The organism is Singulisphaera rosea (assembly GCF_054877945.1).
The window spans coordinates 290599-308200 of the sequence record NZ_JBTYIP020000001.1 but is presented as its reverse complement, the minus strand read 5'-3'; the positions used below and the strand labels follow the sequence as shown (position 1 = coordinate 308200).

Here is a 17602-nt window from a genome sequence, read left to right as displayed (position 1 = left end):
GACGCCTCTCCTCATCAGGTTTCGACTGTCTCCGGGCGACACCCTCAGGGACCCAACGGCTCAAGCGTCTCCGAAGAGCCCGCGACAAGTCCTCGAACCGTCGATGCGTACAGGCCACGCCCGCCCGGTCTTCTCAACGGAGGACCGATCCGGGCGTTTTGCGACGATTGCAAGTTCCCAGGAAACGGTGTCTCAGCGTTCCGACGAGGAAGGGTGGTCGGCGTCGGTCTCGAGAGTCGGCGCATCCCGGATCAGAAACAAGAAACCATCGCGGTCCAGGAAACCGCGAGCGTTCGCGTCGGTCCAACCGCTCAGGCCTTGGACGAGGGCCTCCACCCGCCCCGATTCCTCTGGCGGAAGCGGCTGTCCGTCCCCGTCCACGACCCGAAGGGCCACACCGGGAAGGGGATGGCCGACGGAGTCGGGTTTCTCGCCGGTCTGATGAATCCCGTCTCGTTCGAAGTTCGCAGTCGCCCCCGTCAGAGGCCCCAAAGTCGGATGGTTGAAGCGTGGGCGTAGAGGATCGACCGTCTCGAGCGGTCGGATCGATCGAGGCTCGCGCCGGGAATACGCCCTCACGCCTGCTTCCAATAAGGCTTGTCGCACGTTGAAAACGTTCACCGGCGTGGGGATGGGGGGGCCGTAAACGACATGGATCGTCCGCCGCCATCCCTCCGGGCGCTTTCGCAGGAAGCGTCCTCCCGAGAAGCTGAAGAGACTCCCCCATAGGTTGTCGAGGTATACGGGAACGACCGGCACGGTTTCCCGACCCTGGAGGATGACTTCCAGGCCTCGATAGAAAGGGCCGAGGAGCCCCGTCCTCGTCAGTTGGGCTTCCGGGAACAGTGCGACCGCTTCACCGCGGTCGAGGGCTTCTCGGGCCAGCGTGATCGACGTCCGGATCGCTCGAGGACCGGAGAACGGGACCGGGATCAGGCCGACCCTGCGCGCGAGATTCCGGACGATCGGCCAGCCGACATATTGCGCATTAATAAGGAAGCGACCCCGCCGTGGGGCGGACGCGGCGATCACAAACCCGTCGATCCAGGTCACATGGTTGGCGGCTACCAGCACCGGCCCGGTCAACGGAAGGTGCTCGAGGCCTTCGACTCGAATTCGATAGCGGAGTGAGAGGACGAGCCGGAGCCAGGGCTGGATCAGCCAGGGTAAACATGCGTAGACGACGATGGCCGTGGCCACGCCCCCGGACAAGCCGACGACGAGCCACTCACGCCACGACATCGCGGGGCTCCCGGACCGAGGTCGGTCGGCTGAGCGTGGGGATCAAGGCGAGGGGGATGAGGGTGATGAGCGCCGAGAGCAGGAACGTCGGCGAGGGTCGCCCGCCCAGCGAGGACTCTGCCTTCGCGAAGATCCAACCTCCCGCCACGCTCACGTTCGAGACGGCCATGAACAGTGCGTAGGTCGACGCCGCCATCCTCGGATCGGAGGCCTCCATCGCCAGGACGTTGAAGAGCGCATCGCCCCAGCCGTTCGCGGCGCCGAACAGGAAACCCATGATCGCCGCCGACGGGGTATCGTCCACCAGGGCCTGTCCCGCGGTCGTCGCCGCGAGTGCAAGGATCCCGAGGGTCATAATCCAACCGCGACCGATCCGATGGCCCGCGAGCGTCAAGAGTCCCGCCCCGACGGCTCTCCCCACGTATCGGGCCGACGCGAAGGCCCCGATCCGCCCCTCCCTGAAGCCCAACGTCTGATAGTAGGGGCTCAGGTTGATTTCGACCCCATAGGCGACGACCGAGTACATCGCCCCGAAGGCCAGCAGCACGAGGGATCTCGGGGTGATCATCGCCTTCAAGGCCGACCAATTGAACCGTTCGGCGTCGGAGGCAAGGGAGGGTTCGGACAGGGGCAAAATCTGGAGCAAGGGCACCAGGCCCAAACCCGCGCAGGCGTAAAGCACCGAATGGAAGCGAGAGGCATCCCCCTGCCCTTCGAGCCAGAGCCCGAAGCCATAGGAGCCGATCATCGCGGCGATCGCCCTGGCCGCGACGAGCATTCCCTGCACCCGAGCTCGATCCTCGGGCGGGGTGAGATCGATCACCATACCGTCGCAGCATGTGTCGTAGAGTGCGAGGCCGGTGACCGTGAGGATGGCCACCACGGCGAAGGCGATCGCGTGTTGGCCGGGGTCGACTCGCGAGAGCCCGAGCAGACCGGCCGACTGGAGGAGGAGCCCCGAGACGATGTAGGGCTTGCGGTGTCCCATCCCCAGCAGGCTGACCCGGTCCGACAGGGGGCCGAAGAGGAATTTGAACAGGAAGGGGGCGAGCGCAAGGCTCTGGACCCCCGAGGCCGTCTCCGGCGTGACCCCGTACTTGATCATGTAAAGCTGATTGAAACTGAAGAAGTACGCGACCACCACCCCCTGGATCGCGTAGAGCGAGGCGAAGAGGGCGAAGTACGACGCGGGGACGCGCCGACCCGAGGTCATTCGGGTACCCCGAGGAGGGTCGAGTCGTCGGGCAGTCGGCCCGTTCGAAACGAGTGGCTCATGAGTCGTTTGGCCCGGTCAGGAAGCGGTGCGGCCTCGAGCTGTGCGATCGTCTCTTCGATCGGGTACGCGACGCGCTTGAGCTCGATCTTGTTGTCGTCGATCACGGCATATGCTGCGCGGGGGTCGCCGTCGCGCGGCTGTCCCACGCTCCCGGGATTGACGACGACGACGTCGTCGACGGCGAGGTTGAATTGCATGTGCGAATGGCCGACGCAAACGATGTCCGCATCGACGTTCTGGACCCGCTTCGCCCAGACCTGCGGGTCTTTCATGAGGTATTCGTCGAGCGGGTCACGCGGCGTGGCGTGGACGAGGAAGAATCGCTTTCCTCCCAAGGTGACCCGCTGGGTGAGCGGTAGTTGGAGGAGGAACCGGCGCTCGTCCGCGTCGAGCGCATCCCACATATGAGGCCGCGAAACGCGAGTGAGGTAGCGATAACCGCTCTCGCCGTTGACGGCGATCCCCTGGGCCACGCCGTGGTCGTGGTTCCCTCGTATGGCGTAATCGGCGTGCTCCATCGCCCAACGGACGCAAGGGGCGGGGCTGGGGCCGTAGTCGACAAGGTCGCCCAGGCAAAGGCAGACGTCGTGCGGCTCGTCGATCGCCGCGAGGGCGGGCCAGTTCGCGTGAATGTCGGAGACGACCAGGATTCGCATCGATCCCAATTCCAGGTCCAGGACGTTCGGCCATGGGGATTGGATGAGCACGGCCGCTCGGGCTTCGAGCGGCCATGGGCGTCGACCTCGGGCAATGGCCCACCGGACGAGGCCAGGTCCTTAATGAACACGCGGATCCATGACTCCGATCCCTCGCTCGGCGGCCCCTCAGCCTTTGAGCCAGCGATCGTACCAAAGCTGGAACATCAGCAAGGTCCAGAGGGGCTTTCGGAGGTCACGGGCCCCCGACAGGTGCTCCTGGACGAGGACGGAGACGGCATCGGGGCGGAATAGCCCCTGGCGTTCCAGACGCTCGACGCTCAACCGCGACTCCAGGAGCGGTTTCAGCGGACCCCGGAGCCAACGGGCCACCGGAATCCCGAATCCTTTCTTCGGCCGCCGTAAGATCGAGTCGGGCAAGTGGCCCTTCGCCGCGAGCTTGAGGACACGCTTGGTCTGACTTCGCCCGTATTTGAACACGGGAGGCATGGCTTGGATAGAGTCCACCAGGCTCGCGTCGAGGAACGGGGCCCGGACTTCGAGCCCGCACGCCATGCTCGCCCGGTCCACCTTCGTCAGGATGTCTTCCGGCAGATAGGTATCCTGGTAGAGCGCGAGCGACCTCGTAAGGGCGTCGGCCCCTAGCGCGAGCCCGTCGGCCCGGAGGAGGTGCTCCGACTCGACGTCGATTCCCCCGGCCCCGACCAGCACCCGCTCGATTTCCGACCCGGAGAACGAGCCGAGCCAACGCTGGTGGGCCAGCGCAGTGGGCTCGGAGGCTCCCCGGAGGAACTGCTTGAGTCGGAAGTCCAGGCTGAAATTGCCATGGTCGACGGGAAGGCGACCCACCGCCGCCCCCGCCAGGCGTCGAGCCGCGCCCGGTAAGTGGCGAAAGAGTCCGGCAGCACGCTCGGCGACGAATGTGGGGTAACCCGCCATCAGTTCATCGGCGCCGTCGCCTCCCAGGGCCACCGTCACCTCGCCCCGAGCAAACCGGCTCAGGAGGAACGTCGGGAGCAGCGAGGCATCCCCGAACGGCTCGTCCAGCCACTCGACGACCTCGGGCAAGAGCTCGCGGACCGACTCGACCGCGAAGGTCTTCTCCCGGTGGTCGGTCCCCAGATACTCGGCAACCGCCCTCGCGTGCGAGCTCTCGTCGAAGCTTCGGTCGTCGAACGCGATCGAGAACGTGCGGATCCCTCGAGCCGGCTCGAGCTCCGATAGGGCCGCCGCAACGCTCGAGGAGTCGATTCCCCCCGAGAGGAAGACCCCCAGGGGGACGTCGGATCGCCGATGTCGACCGACCGCCTGTCGAAACTCGTCCCAGAACCGCGGGGCGGCTTCTTCCAACGGGGCCGATTCCCCATTGGGCAGACTTGGCCGCCAGTATGGATCGACCCGAGCTCCGCCGTCTTCCCAGACGAGGACATGGGCGGGAGGGAGCTTGCGCATCCCCGACCAGATCGAATGGGGGGCGGGGAGATACTCGTAGAAGAGGTAACGGGCCAATCCCGCCGGATCGATCCGACGCGCGACGTCGGGGTGTTCCAGGAGCGCCTTGGGCTCCGAGCCGAAGACCAGGGCTCCGGTCGTTGTCACCGCGTAGAGGAGCGGCTTCTGCCCCATCCGATCGCGGGCGAGCACGAGTCTTCGACGACGCGCGTCCCAGATCGCCAGCGCGAACATCCCGTTGAGCTCTCGGGCGAACTCCGGGCCATGCTCTTCGTAGAGGTGGACCAGGCACTCGGTATCCGACTGCGTCCGGAAGACGTGCCCGCGCGATTCGAGCGCGGCGCGGAGGGCCGGTTCGTTGTAGATCTCGCCGTTGTAGGTGACCCAGACCGACCCGTCCTCGTTGGACATCGGCTGGGAGCCTCCGGCGAGATCGATGATCGAGAGCCTGCGATGCCCCAATCCCGCCGAGCCATCGATGTAGAAGCCGTCGCCGTCCGGCCCTCGCCTCGAGAGCGTCGCCGTCATCGCCTTCAACACGTCGAGCTCGGCAGGCTTTCCTTCTCGGCAAACGAATCCAGCGATCCCACACATGTCGGTCGCGTGCAGCCCCCGATTCATTGGACGGCGTGGCGAGGTCGTCGAGGACCGCTTCCGTTCGCTCGACCGGCGACCGAACCTCTCCTGACGAGGCCGCTCGAACTTGAGTGTACACCCTCGCGAGGTCGCCGGAAAACAGCCATGGGCGGGCGATCGGGGTTTTCCCGACCGCGAGGCGCATCGGTCATGTTCTGGAGGCGGGGGTGAACTCGCCTCTCGTCTCGCGATCGCGACGCTTCCGCGTCGGACTCGTGATCGGATCCTGGAGTTTCTGCCCCTCGAGAATCCGACCGAGATTTGCCGTTTCTCCCGTAGCCCCCACAGGTTGATTTCGTCCAGCCTGCTCCGGAGAATGGAAGTCGTCCAACCCGTGCAACATAGCCTCCCGCCCGCTTGCTCGATCGCAGGAGTTCCTCGCCGATGGCGTCGTTTGAACCGCAAGACTTCGGCCTCGATGAGCCGCCGCCGCGTCCGACGACCCCCCCCGTGCGTCGAGGTTTCGTTCTGGTCCTCTTCCTACTCTGCCTACTCGCCTCGCTGGTCTACGGCATCCCCTACATGGCCGACCAGGCCGGGTACGCGTGGGAGTCGGGACGTTCTCGCGCGGCGATCGAGGCCCTTGAACGGCTCGATAAGGCGGGGGTCGTGGATCGATCTTCAGCCCTGTTCCGGATGGCGACCGTCGCCGTCTCGCCGGCCGTCGTGCGTGTGGTAACCCGACAGGCCCAGGCCGGAGTTCCCGACGGTCGAGGCAATCCGGGGGGCGACCGTTCGGAGGGGACGAACCTCGGCTCGGGGGTGATCATCGACAAGGAGCACGGGTTCATCGTCACCAACAACCACGTGATCAACGGGGCCGACGAGATTGTCGTCCGTCTCAGTCAGGGGACGCTTGCGCCGGCCCGACTCGTCGGCAGCGACCCGAAGACCGACCTGGCCGTCCTCCAGATCAAGGGCCCGGCCCCCGCCGCGGCGCGTTGGGGCGACTCCGACAAGCTCGACATCGGCGACTGGGTCCTCGCGATCGGCAGCCCCTACGCCCTCGACCACACGGTGACCGCGGGCATCGTCTCCGCGACCCAGCGGAATGACTTGCGAATCAATGAATACGAGTCGTTCATCCAGACCGACGCGGCGATCAACCCGGGGAACTCGGGAGGGCCGCTGATCGACCTCCGGGGGACGGTCGTCGGGATCAACACGGCGATCTTCAGCTCCGACCAGAAGCAAGGGAACGACGGGATCGGCCTCGCCATCCCCTCCTCCATGGCGCGTCGGATCGTCGAGAGCATCATCAAGGAGGGGCGGGTCGTCCGGGGCTACCTCGGCGTCGGGATCCAACCCGTCACCCCGGCGGTCGCCGAGAAGCTCGCGCTCCCCGAGGCCCGAGGGGCGCTCGTCATGGAAGTCCGGGCGGGCAGCCCCGCCGAGAAGGCGGGCCTGAGGGTCGGCGACGTCATCGTCAAGCTCGCCGAGAAGGACGTCCCCGACCCGTCGAGTCTCCGCAACCAGACCGCCGGCCTCAGCGTGGGGACGGCCGTCGCGCTCTCGTATTTCCGCGAGGGGAAGCTGGCGTCGGTGAACGTGACCATCGCCGAGCTCCCCGGGGCGCCCGTCCTGACCGCCCTAGGCTTCCGCCTCCGCGAGGTCGCACCCGGCGAAGGACCCGACGCGGGCGGTGCGCTCGAGATCGACCAGATCGTCGATGGGAGCCCGGCCTCGAGGGCCGGGATCCGTCCGGGGATGCGGATCCTCGCCGTCGGCCCGACGAGGGTCCACAACAAGGCCCAATACGACTCCGCCGTCGCCGCGCTGAACCAAAACACCGGTCTTCCGCTCACGATCCGCACCCCCGACGGTCAGACCGCCACGATCGTGCTCGGCGATGTTCAACCTCCCGGTCGACGCTGACCGAAGTTGAATCGGGCCGGCTTTGAGAGATTCTCGGCCTGCCCTCCGTTTTCGTGGAAGACTTGCCCGGGATCCGCGGACTTCAATGGTCCGCGGATCCCGGGCCGGTTTTGCGCCCTCGGAGCCGGAAGCCCGCCAAGTTGGCGTCGACCGTCTCTCCGAGGCCGTCCGCCCATTGGGCCCACCACGATGCCACTAACCGTCCAGGCGAGGGTGTCTGGGCCCGGTCACCCCTGGAGAACGCACCCTGGTATGGCGATCCAGCCCGCAACGAACGAAAAAGCGGGTTGGCGGCCTTGACTTGGACACTTGGTTCTGGGGACAAGCTCCGAGGGCTTGACTCGTGAGTTATGAGGATTTGGGTAAGGCTCCGCGCCGCAGAACGCCGAAGAACAAGGGATTTCGCATTGTCAAGAAATAATTCTCTCCGCCTCCCGAGGAAGGGTGTGACGGAGGGGTGGGCTGCGCGGCTCGCCGTTGTAACTGCTAAAATCATGCCTGTTTAGAAAGAGAGAGGGGTTGTCGTGCGCTGCCTCGAAAAACTTGACCGAAATTCAGCTTGGGGTTATAATTCTTTCGCAGCCGAGGCATTCAAGGGCAAGGTGAGACGCACCGAGGACTCGGACAAGCTGTCCGATCTGCGGTGCCCGAAAACACCATGGACCCGGGCCTGAGACCCTCTTTCAGGAGCCCCCGGTGCCCCGATACTCTGAGGCGACCCTCTCCGCCATCAAGAATGCGGTCGACATCGTCGCCCTGGCCGGCGAAACCCTGCCCCTGCATGCTTCCGGTTCGAAGTTTAAAGCGTTGTGTCCGTTCCACGACGATCACAACCCTTCCCTCGAACTCAATCCCGAACGCCAATCGTATAAGTGTTGGAGCTGTGGCGCCGGGGGCGATGTGTTCGACTTTGTCATGGCTCGAGAAGTCGTGGAATTCCCAGAGGCGCTCCGAATGCTGGCGGAACGGGCAGGAGTTACGCTGGAGAGCCCGTCCGACGGGCCGCGGCCGCTTGGGCCGTCGAAGTCGGACTTGCTCGCGGTGAACTCCTGGGCCGAGCAGGCCTTCGCCGACGCCCTCGCCCGGACCCCCGAGGCCCAGACTTACGTCTCCGAACGCGGCTTGAACGCCGAGAGCGTCGCGCGGTTCCGGATCGGGTATGCCCCCGACGCCCGCGACTGGCTCACGACTCGGGCACGTCGCGAAGGGTTTTCGGGCGAGTTGCTCGAACGGGCCGGCTTGATCGTCCGCCCGAAAGAGTCGCCGGGATTCACGCACGAGCGGTTCCGCGGCCGATTGATCTTCCCTATCCACGACATTGCGGGCCGGACGCTGGGGTTCGGCGGGCGGATTATGCCGGCGGCGCAACAGGCCCTGGCCGCCCAAGGGAAAAACGCCGCTAAATACTTGAATAGCCCCGAGACGTCGTTGTTCCTGAAGCGTCGCGTGTTGTTTGCCGCCGACCTCGCCCGTGCCGCCTCGCGTGAGGCGGGCTGGGTGGCCGTGGTCGAAGGCTATACCGACGTCATCGCCGCACACCAGGTCGGCCTGCAGAACGTGGTGGGGACCCTCGGCACGGCCCTGGGTGACGACCACGTGCAGTTGCTCCGCCGTCTCGCCGACCGCGTCGTCCTGGTCTTCGACGGGGACGACGCCGGCCAAAACGCCGCCGATCGCTCGCTCGAATTCTTCCTGGGTCATGAGGTCGACGTCCGCGTGCTGAGCCTTCCTTCGAACCTCGACCCGTGCGACTTCCTCTTATCGGAAGGGGCCGACGCGTTTCGCTCGCTGGTCGAGCAGGCGGTCGACCCGATGACCTTCGCGATCCGCCGGGCCTCGTCGCGGTTCGACCTCGACTCGCCCGAAGACGCGAGGCGTGCGGCGGAGTGGGTCCTGACCGTCCTCGGCCGGGTCCCCGCTTCGCGGAACCTCGGGCTCGACGTGAAGGTGGCCAAGGCGCTCGACACGCTCTCCCGGCAGCTCCGGGTCCCGGTCGAGACGCTCAGGCGTCGACTCAAACAACTGCAGCTCGCCTCGATGAATAAGTCCGCCGGACGGGCCGCCCCGAAGGCCCCCGCCGCCGAGGACGCCCCGAAGGAGGCGGCCCCGGTGGTGATCCGGCTAGAGACGCTCGACGTCAACGATCGTGAGCTTGTCCAAATCATCTTGAACCAACCGGACGTTGTTGGGCGGTTGAGCTCCCGGGTGGCGGTCGCCTCGATACGCGACGCCCCGTTGCGAGCAATCCTCCAGGCGTGCTTCGACCTCCACGCCGAGGGTACACCCCCCACGTTCGAGCGGGTCGCGCTTCGGCTCGACGACCCCGCGGTCCGTTCCCTGGCGGCCGGCCTACTTTCGCCGATCGTCTCGGCCCCGTTGCCCAAGGACCTCCAGCCCGCCCCCTGGGAGGATCTGCTGGCCACCGTCCTTGCCCGCATCGACGAGCGTGACTGGCAGGTCCGACTCCGGGACCTGCAGGACGCCCGCAAAGAACTCGAGGCCGACCCCGAAGCGGACCCGGCGTCCCGTCTAGCGTTGCGAAATGAAATGTTCCGACATCAATCCATGCGGCCGGACACGAAGAAGAAAAGCGCGTCCTGACCCGTCGTTCCGTTGAGGGAGGTTATTGGATGGAAAAGCTGGACGAGGGCCTCAAGACGCTCCTCGACTTGGGCAAGCGCCGGGGATTCCTGACCTTTGACCAGGTCAACGACTACCTGCCCGACGAGGCGAGTAGCCCTGAGAAGATCTCCGGCCTGCTCGAATCGCTCGATGAACTGGGCATCGAGCTGATCAACGAGGATGAGGCCGAGTCTCGCCTCCTCGCTTCGGGCGACATGGACGACGAACCGGACGAGCTCGTCGACGAACCGGTCGACGATGATGACGGCGAGCTGACCCCCGAAGACCTCGACGAAATCTCGCGGCGGATCGACGACCCCGTGCGGATGTATCTCACCCAGATGGGCGAGATCCCGCTCCTGACGCGCGACCAGGAAATCGGCCTGGCCAAGAAGATCGAGATCACCCGAAAGCGGTTCCGCCGCAAGGTGCTCGAGTGCCACTTCGCACTCGCCCTCGTGGTCGACGTCCTCAAGAAGGTCAATGACGGCGACCTCCCCTTCGACCGCACGGTCAAGGTCTCGGTCACCGAGAACCTCGAGAAGGACCAGATCCTCGGGCGGATGCCGCACAACCTGGTGACCCTCGCGCACCTGATGGAGTGCAACAACCGCGACTTCCGGTCCTTCGTCCGCGAACGCGACAAGCCGACGCGACGCGGCCTCATGGACGACCTCAAGAATCGTCGCCGCAAGGCCGTGAACCTCGTCGAGGAGCTGTCGATCCGGACCCAGAAGGTCCAGCCCTTGATGAAGCGGCTCGAACAGGTCTCCGCCCGCATGGGCGAGCTCATGAGCCAGCTCCAGGACCACCGCGCCGGCCGTGGCGGCAAGGAAGATCGGTCCAACCTGCAGAAAGAGCTCAAGGACCTGATGCGGATCACGCTCGAGACCCCGCAGAGCTTGCGGAAGCGGGTCGAGCTGATGAATTCGCGGTTCCGCGAGTATGAGCAGGCCAAGCGCGAGCTCTCCGGCGGTAACCTCCGACTCGTCGTCTCGATCGCCAAGAAGTACCGCAACCGCGGCCTCTCCTTCCTCGACCTCATCCAGGAGGGGAACACCGGGCTGATGCGGGCGGTCGACAAGTACGAATACCGCCGCGGCTACAAGTTCAGCACCTACGCCACCTGGTGGATCCGCCAGGCGATCACCCGGGCCATCGCCGACCAGGCGCGGACGATCCGCATCCCGGTCCACATGATCGAGACGATGTCGAAGCTTCGCAACGTCTCGAAGAAACTCCTCCAGGAGAAGGGCCGCGAGCCGACCATCGAGGAGACCGCCCGCGCCGCGAACATCTCGATCGAAGAGACGCGGCGGGTGATGAAGATCTCCCGGCACCCGATCTCCCTCGACCGTCCCGTCGGCGAGAGCGAAGACAGCTACTTCGGCGACTTCATCGAAGACGAGGCCGCCGAGAGCCCGATCAACGCCGCGACCCAGGAGATGCTCAAGGAGAAGATCGACCAGGTCCTGAAGACCTTGACCTATCGCGAACGCGAGATCATCAAGCTTCGCTACGGCCTGGGCGACGGCTACACCTACACCCTCGAAGAGGTGGGCCGAATCTTCAAGGTGACTCGCGAGCGTGTGCGGCAGATCGAGGCCAAGGCCGTCCGCAAGCTCCAGCATCCCGTCCGGAGCCGGCAACTCGAGGGCTTCCTCGAGAGCACCGGCTGAGCCCGAATCATCGAGGCCGCCGGACGCCTTAAAGGCGTCCGGCGGCCTTTTTCGCTGAGGAATAACGATCGATCGATCCGCTCGACCATTCCGGATCCGTTCGCCCCGGGACGAGGGCCTTCTCCCCCGTCCCGACCCGTCGATTCAACGTTACCCCCCAGCGAACTTGTGACCCGGACGGAGTCCAAACTCCGCGCCGGATTCGTCGTTAGAGGCGCTCCCGAAACGCGACGCTCACTCTTGGGATGGACCGCGAACGAAACGTCGTGCGGAACGACGGTCCGAGCCCCTGAACCAGACGATCGTCCCATCGCGACCCGAGGGAGTTTGACCACCGATGTCAGCGACCGCCGAGAACCTTCGCGAACTCCATCAACTCCACCAACGCGCCAAGACGCTCCGCGATCGAATGACGTCGGGCCCGAAGACCGTCGCCGCTCGCCTGATCGCCTTGACCAACCGGCAGGCGGCGCTCGACTCCTCTCGAAAAGCCCTCCAGGATTGCAAGGTCCAGCTCAAAAAACGCGAGCACACCCTCCAGGCCCATCAATCCAAGATCGACGACCTCACGGTCAAGTTGAACCTCGTCAAGAAGAACGACGAATACAAGGCGATCCAAAACCAGATCGCCAATGACAAGAATGCCATCGGGAAGGTCGAGGGAGAGATCCTCGAAGAGATGGTCCGCCTCGACGAGATGGTCGCCGCCCTCGCCAACGAGGAGGCGGAGTTCAAGAAGTTCTCCGAAGAGGTCGCCGCGATCAAGGCCCAGGTCGAGTCGACCGCCGAGGCGCAGAAGGACCAGCTCGAGGGCCTCGAGTCCGCCATCATCGGCGCCGAGGAGATCATCCCCGAGGACCTTCGCGAACGCTATCGCCGCACCGTGAAACAGCACGGGGCCGACGCCTTGGCGTTCATCGAGAACAACGCCTGCTCGGGATGCTTCGTGTCCATCACACCGCAGATGCTCAACGAATTGATCAATGCTAGTACTCTAAGCTTTTGCAAGTCATGTGGCCGGATCCTCTACCTCGCCGAGGAAGACCTCCCGACCACCCGGCGCAAGACACGCTGAGGCGGGTCTGTCGGCGGGAGTACCGCTCGTCCAGATGGGGCAGTTGTCGGCCGGGATCGCCCAGTCCGCCCCCCTTCCGGGCTTGTTGACTCGGCGTCGGGCGACTTTATAATGCCTCCAATGTATCAGCCGGCGTCGACCTGTTCGACGCCGCCGAATGTTGAGATACGTGATTCTCGCTGATTTCCGAAGAGACGAGGCACCTGCCATGGCCGGGAGCGTGATCGAGTTTACCGACGCCAACTGGAAGTCGGAAGTCCTTGAGTCGTCCGTCCCCGTGATGGTCGACTTCTGGGCGCCTTGGTGTGGCCCGTGTCGGATGCTGGCTCCCACGATCGAGAAGCTCGCCGGGGAACTCGAGGGCAAGGTCAAGATCGGGAAGCTCAACACCGACGAGAACCAGGAGACCCCCGGCGGCCTCCGGATCTCGGCCATCCCGACGGTCTTGATCTTCCACGCCGGCAAGGAAGTCGATCGCCTCGTCGGGGTGAACACCGAGTCGAAGTTCAAGGCGTCCCTCCAGAAACTCGGGGTCTCCTGACCGCGTGGCCGAACGTAACGTCCGAATCAAGATTTGCGGACTGACGCAAATCACTGATGTTTTGGCGTGCGTCTCGGCCGGGGTCGACTGGATCGGTCTGAACTTTTATCCCCCGTCGGTCCGGTACGTCGACCCTTCGCTCGCCGTCGAGCTCATCGCGGCGTTGCCCGACCGGGTCGACGCCGTTGGGTTGTTCGTCGACCGCTCGCCGGACGAGGTTGCGGCGGTCGCCGACCGAGTTGGCTTGAAGATCGTTCAACTCCACGGCCAAGAGCCTCCCGAGGATCTCTTGGCCCTCTCCCACCTCACGGTGGTCCGTGCGTTTCGCCTCGCCGACGTCTCGGCAGTCCAGTCGATGCACGACTATCTCCGGCGCTGTTCTGAACTCGGGTGCGCCCCAGACGCCGTCCTCGTCGACGGCTTCGTTGCGGGACATGCCGGCGGGACGGGCCACGCCTTCTCGTCCGACCTCGACGCCATCCTCCCCTCCCACCCTCAGCTCATCCTCGCTGGCGGCCTCACCCCCGAGAACGTCGGGATGAGGGTCGCCCAGGTCCATCCCTGGATGGTCGACGTCGCCACCGGCGTCGAGTCCTCGCCCGGTCGAAAGGATCCGGCCAAGATCCAGGCCTTCGTCCGCGCCGCGGTCGGCGCCTGATTGACTCCCCTGAAGTCGATCGGGTTCTTGGGGCGAAATTGGGTCGGAGCGAGGCATCGCATAAAAATGTTCATGCATTGGGTGCCACGGGTTCCGTCTTCGGACCCCGTTCGGACCAGGCTCGGCCTATACCTCGATCCTCGGTCGCAGGGGGATCCTGCACTGACCTCGAGAACCGTCATCGACCCATGCCCGATAACGCAAGCCGGGCCTGGCCCGCACGGGGTCCGAAGACGGAACCCGTGGCACCCTCACGCTCGATCCGGCCATCGAGGCCCGATCCTTGACACACACGTACGCGTGTCTGTACCATGCTTGAGAGGGGGCTCGAAGCCCGTCGAGGACGTCTCGTTGGGAGAGGACCATCGTGGATCGAGACCGTCGCGGTCGCCGACGTCAGCCGGATCAAGAACGAGGATTGCGGCCCCTCCATCCTCGGCTTCCTCGCGAGTGGACGAGCAAAGCGCTTCGCGTCGCGATGTCGCACGAGGACTGGGCCCGATTCGAGGCCCTTGTGAGGGTCGAAGCCTCGGGCGAGCCGACCTTGGCCCGGGCGCACGGCATCGTGCTCTCGAAGCTCCTCGAATTGGCGGCGGCGCATCCCGTCGAAGAGCCTACCCCCCTCGATTGGATGGACTGGGAGCGACTGAAGACCCTGCGACTGCTAAGGTCGGCCGTTTAAGGCAAGGTCGACGCGAGCTGAGCGTGCGAGGTCCAGAGCCCACGATGCGTCAGGCCATCTTTCGGGCACGTAGTTCGCAGGCCTCGTGGGAATCGGATCCGAACGTCTTCGAGACCCCTGTCTTCTCACGAGGGAGAATCCACCTTGGCAACCGTCATGACCGGAGACGTGAAAGACCTGGGACTCTCCGGCGACGGCCATCAGCGGATCCTCTGGGCGGAGCGCGACATGCCCGTCCTCCGCGCGATCCGAGAGCGTTTCGAGGTCGAGAAGCCACTGGCCGGGATGCGGATGTCGGCATGCCTCCACGTGACGGCCGAGACCGCGAACCTCGCCAGGACACTCGTCGCAGGGGGAGCGGACCTCGTTCTGGTGGCTTCGAATCCACTCTCGACCCAGGATGATGTCGCGGCGAGCCTCGTCCAGGACTTCAACATCCCCGTCTTCGCGATCAAGGGCGAGGACGAGTCGAGCTATTACAGCCACATCGCCGCCGCGTTGAAGCACCGGCCGAACGTGACGATGGACGACGGTGCGGACCTCGTCAGCGCGATGATCTGCATCGCCCTCGGCCGGCTCGAGGATCTCCATCCCGAACTCCGCAGTTGGGCCGAGACTTTGAGCGCGGACGAGCGGACCCACCTGGTCTCCGACATTGTCGCGAGCATGGAAGAGACGACCACCGGCGTGATCCGACTCCGCGCGATGCAGAAGGACGGCGTATTGAAGCTGCCGGTGATCGCCGTCAACGACGCCGAGACCAAACACCTCTTCGACAACCGTTACGGCACCGGCCAGAGCACGCTCGACGGCGTGATCCGGGCGACCGACATGCTGATGGCGGGTCGCAAGGTCGTCGTCTGCGGCTACGGCTGGTGCGGCAAAGGGGTCGCGATGCGGGCCAAGGGCCTCGGCGCCCTCGTCATCGTGACCGAGGTGAACCCGATCCGAGGGCTCGAGGCCGCGATGGACGGCTTCGAGGTCCTGGAGATGACCCGGGCCGCCAGCGTCGGCGACCTCTTCATTACCGTCACGGGCAACATCCAGGTGATCCGGGGTGAGCATTTCGCCCTGATGAAGGACGGGGCGATCATCTGCAACGCGGGACATTTCAACGTCGAGCTCGATCTGGACCAACTCGCGCAGCAAGCGGCTTCGCAGAACAAGAAGGTCCGCGAATTCGTCGACGAGTATGTGCTGAAGGACGGCCGCCGGCTCTATGTCCTCGGCGAGGGGCGGATCATCAACCTCGCCGCCGCCCACGGCCACCCCGCCAGCGTCATGGACATGAGCTTCGCGGTCCAGGCGCTCGCGACGGAATGGTCGATCACGCAAAAGGGCCAGCTCGAGAACGTCGTCTATAACGTCCCGAAGGCGGTCGACCAGTGGGTCGCTTCGCTCAAGCTCCAGACCATGGGGATCGGGATCGACACCCTGACCGAAGAACAACGAAAGTATCTCAACAGTTGGGAAATCGGGACATGACACCGGATTCGTCCCGAGCTTGCGACGCGCGGAGCGAAAGGCCTGGGTCACGCCCCGTCATGGTCGCCTCGCTCGAGGAGAGGCCTGGCAGAACTCAACCGACCCAACGTGCCACCGATCTACCTCCGTAGGACGTCGAGGTCGAGTCGAAGGCCGCGAATCGCCAAGGGGCCATGGTGGCCCCCTGTCGACGTTTTCAAGGACCTCCCGGACGACGCAGGACGGTCGTCGTCGTCCGTCGAGGTGCATTCTCTAGAACCGGCCCCGGTCGATTCGGCCGGGACCGGACAACCCGACCTGTGGCGGTCGGGTCTGTTTTCCAACGTCTTTCCCAATTACCCTGCACGAGTGCGACGGCCCGAAAGTCGCCGACGCCCCGGGGATCTACCCAACATGCCCGAGATTCGCCCGTTCCGCGGCGTCCGCTATGACATCGCCCAAGTCGGAGCCCTGTCCGACGTCGTCGCCCCCCCCTACGACGTGATCGACTCGGCCCTCCAGGACCGACTCTACGACGCGAGCCCGTACAACATCATCCGCCTCGAGCTCAACCGCGAAGAGGCCGGTGACGGCGCCGAGCAGAACCGGTACACCCGAGCCGCCCGGTTCTTGAAAGACTGGACCCGAGAGGGGGTCCTCCGGGCCGACGAGCATCCGGCGCTCTACGTCTACCACCAGACCTTCGAAGTCGAGGGCCGGACGCATACCCGCAAGGGATTCCTCGCGCGCGTCCGTCTCGAGCCCTTCGGCCAGGGCAAGATCTTCCCGCACGAACAGACCCTTTCCGGCCCGAAGGCGGACCGGCTCGCACTCTTCAACGCCACGAAATACAACCTGAGCCCGATCTTCGGCCTCTATCCCGACGCGACGGCCGAAGTCCTCTGCGCTGTGGAGGCCGGCCTCCGCGACCGGACCCCGCTCGAGGCGACCGATCACCTCGGTGTCACGAACCGCCTCTGGCCGGTCCTCGACCAGGAAGCGCACACCTTGGTCCAGGGCCTGATGGCCTCGAAGCCGATCTTCATCGCCGACGGTCACCATCGTTATGAGACCGGGGTCAAGTACCGCGAGGACCTCGCGGCGTCGGGCGGGCTGACCGGCCCCGAGGACCCGGCCAACTTTTGCATGATGATGCTCGTCGGGATGAGCGACCCCGGCTTGCTCATCCTCCCCACGCACCGGCTGGTCTCGGGGTTCCCTGGACTCACCGCCGACGTGCTCGCGGAGAAACTCTCCCCCGAGTTCGAGGTCACGATCGTCGGCGAAGGGGACTCGGCCTGCCGCTCAGCCTGGGAAGAGGTCGAGATCGGCGGGGTCCAGGACCTCCTGGCCTTCGGCACGGTCGCGGATGGCCGCTGGCTGACGGCCCGACTCCGCTCCGACGCCAAGATGGATGAGCTGGTCCCCGAACATAGCGCGGAATGGCGGTCGCTCGGGGTGAGCATCCTGCACGAGCTGGTCCTCAAGGCCCTGCTCGGCCCGCTCGGCAACGCGAGTTGCCGCTATGTTCACCTGATCGACGAAGTCCTCACCGACGTCGCGAACCGAGGGTGCGACCTCGCCTGCCTCGTCCCGCCCGCGGGGATGGACCACGTCGAGGGGATCGCGTCGAACCTCGAGAAGATGCCGCCCAAGAGCACGTATTTCTATCCGAAGCTCTTGAGCGGCCTGGTGCTGAATCCCCTGCGTTGAGCAGCCTAAGGTCGATGATGTCCTCAAAAGG

The 17602-nt window shown here is 65.2% G+C and carries 13 protein-coding genes; 9 read left to right on the top strand and 4 right to left on the bottom strand.

Annotated features, from left to right (window positions below):
- Window positions 1-192 precede the first annotated feature (192 nt).
- The 4 genes from ACYOEI_RS01215 to asnB all read right to left on the bottom strand — a co-directional run bounded on the left by ACYOEI_RS01215 (window position 193) and on the right by asnB (window position 5220).
- Window positions 193-1242, bottom strand: coding sequence for a 1-acyl-sn-glycerol-3-phosphate acyltransferase (locus ACYOEI_RS01215; protein WP_462847427.1), 1050 nt, complete (start codon window positions 1240-1242; stop codon window positions 193-195).
- Complete coding sequence (locus ACYOEI_RS01210) at window positions 1229-2455, bottom strand: MFS transporter (protein WP_462847426.1); 1227 nt, start codon at window positions 2453-2455, stop codon at window positions 1229-1231. Before ACYOEI_RS01210 ends, ACYOEI_RS01215 begins: the two co-directional genes overlap by 14 nt.
- Window positions 2452-3174, bottom strand: coding sequence for a metallophosphoesterase family protein (locus ACYOEI_RS01205; protein ID WP_462847425.1), 723 nt, complete (start codon window positions 3172-3174; stop codon window positions 2452-2454). Before ACYOEI_RS01205 ends, ACYOEI_RS01210 begins: the two co-directional genes overlap by 4 nt.
- Window positions 3175-3342: 168 nt before the next feature.
- Window positions 3343-5220, bottom strand: a complete 1878-nt coding sequence (gene asnB / locus ACYOEI_RS01200; protein ID WP_462847424.1) for an asparagine synthase (glutamine-hydrolyzing) — start codon at window positions 5218-5220, stop codon at window positions 3343-3345.
- A 426-nt stretch (window positions 5221-5646) separates the two neighbouring features.
- Between asnB and ACYOEI_RS01195 the strand changes: the two genes are divergently transcribed.
- From ACYOEI_RS01195 to ACYOEI_RS01155, 9 genes are all read left to right on the top strand, one after another.
- A complete protein-coding gene (locus tag ACYOEI_RS01195; protein WP_462847422.1) occupies window positions 5647-7137 on the top strand; it encodes a trypsin-like peptidase domain-containing protein in 1491 nt (496 codons plus the stop codon).
- 696 nt (window positions 7138-7833) lie between these two features.
- Window positions 7834-9738 (top strand): DNA primase, encoded by a 1905-nt coding sequence (dnaG, locus tag ACYOEI_RS01190; protein WP_462847421.1) that lies wholly within the window; start codon window positions 7834-7836, stop codon window positions 9736-9738.
- Window positions 9739-9767: 29 nt separating this feature from the next.
- Window positions 9768-11438 (top strand): RNA polymerase sigma factor RpoD, encoded by a 1671-nt coding sequence (gene rpoD, locus ACYOEI_RS01185; RefSeq protein ID WP_462847420.1) that lies wholly within the window; start codon window positions 9768-9770, stop codon window positions 11436-11438.
- Window positions 11439-11775: 337 nt separating this feature from the next.
- Window positions 11776-12513, top strand: a complete 738-nt coding sequence (locus tag ACYOEI_RS01180; RefSeq protein ID WP_462847419.1) for a zinc ribbon domain-containing protein — start codon at window positions 11776-11778, stop codon at window positions 12511-12513.
- 208 nt (window positions 12514-12721) lie between these two features.
- Window positions 12722-13054, top strand: a complete 333-nt coding sequence (gene trxA, locus ACYOEI_RS01175) for a thioredoxin (RefSeq protein ID WP_462847418.1) — start codon at window positions 12722-12724, stop codon at window positions 13052-13054.
- A gap of 4 nt (window positions 13055-13058) precedes the next feature.
- Window positions 13059-13712, top strand: a complete 654-nt coding sequence (locus tag ACYOEI_RS01170) for a phosphoribosylanthranilate isomerase (protein ID WP_462847416.1) — start codon at window positions 13059-13061, stop codon at window positions 13710-13712.
- A 367-nt stretch (window positions 13713-14079) separates the two neighbouring features.
- Complete coding sequence (locus ACYOEI_RS01165; RefSeq protein ID WP_462847415.1) at window positions 14080-14394, top strand: hypothetical protein; 315 nt, start codon at window positions 14080-14082, stop codon at window positions 14392-14394.
- Between the two features lie 156 nt (window positions 14395-14550).
- On the top strand, window positions 14551-15879 hold the full coding sequence (gene ahcY / locus ACYOEI_RS01160) for an adenosylhomocysteinase (protein ID WP_462847860.1): 1329 nt from the start codon (window positions 14551-14553) through the stop codon (window positions 15877-15879).
- Window positions 15880-16272: 393 nt separating this feature from the next.
- Entirely contained in the window at window positions 16273-17571 is a 1299-nt protein-coding gene (locus tag ACYOEI_RS01155; protein WP_462847414.1) for a DUF1015 domain-containing protein, read from the top strand.
- Window positions 17572-17602: the final 31 nt, after the last annotated feature.

Excerpts from the sequence above, each read along its gene's own strand:
- ahcY (WP_462847860.1), top strand. The coding sequence starts at position 14,551 with ATGACCGGAGACGTGAAAGACCTGGGACTCTCCGGCGACGGCCATCAG.
- rpoD (WP_462847420.1), top strand. The coding sequence starts at position 9,768 with ATGGAAAAGCTGGACGAGGGCCTCAAGACGCTCCTCGACTTGGGCAAG.
- ACYOEI_RS01205 (WP_462847425.1), bottom strand. The coding sequence starts at position 3,174 with ATGCGAATCCTGGTCGTCTCCGACATTCACGCGAACTGGCCCGCCCTC.
- trxA (WP_462847418.1), top strand. The coding sequence starts at position 12,722 with ATGGCCGGGAGCGTGATCGAGTTTACCGACGCCAACTGGAAGTCGGAA.
- ACYOEI_RS01195 (WP_462847422.1), top strand. The coding sequence starts at position 5,647 with ATGGCGTCGTTTGAACCGCAAGACTTCGGCCTCGATGAGCCGCCGCCG.
- ACYOEI_RS01210 (WP_462847426.1), bottom strand. The coding sequence starts at position 2,455 with ATGACCTCGGGTCGGCGCGTCCCCGCGTCGTACTTCGCCCTCTTCGCC.
- asnB (WP_462847424.1), bottom strand. The coding sequence starts at position 5,220 with ATGTGTGGGATCGCTGGATTCGTTTGCCGAGAAGGAAAGCCTGCCGAG.
- ACYOEI_RS01155 (WP_462847414.1), top strand. The coding sequence starts at position 16,273 with ATGCCCGAGATTCGCCCGTTCCGCGGCGTCCGCTATGACATCGCCCAA.
- ACYOEI_RS01215 (WP_462847427.1), bottom strand. The coding sequence starts at position 1,242 with ATGTCGTGGCGTGAGTGGCTCGTCGTCGGCTTGTCCGGGGGCGTGGCC.
- ACYOEI_RS01180 (WP_462847419.1), top strand. The coding sequence starts at position 11,776 with ATGTCAGCGACCGCCGAGAACCTTCGCGAACTCCATCAACTCCACCAA.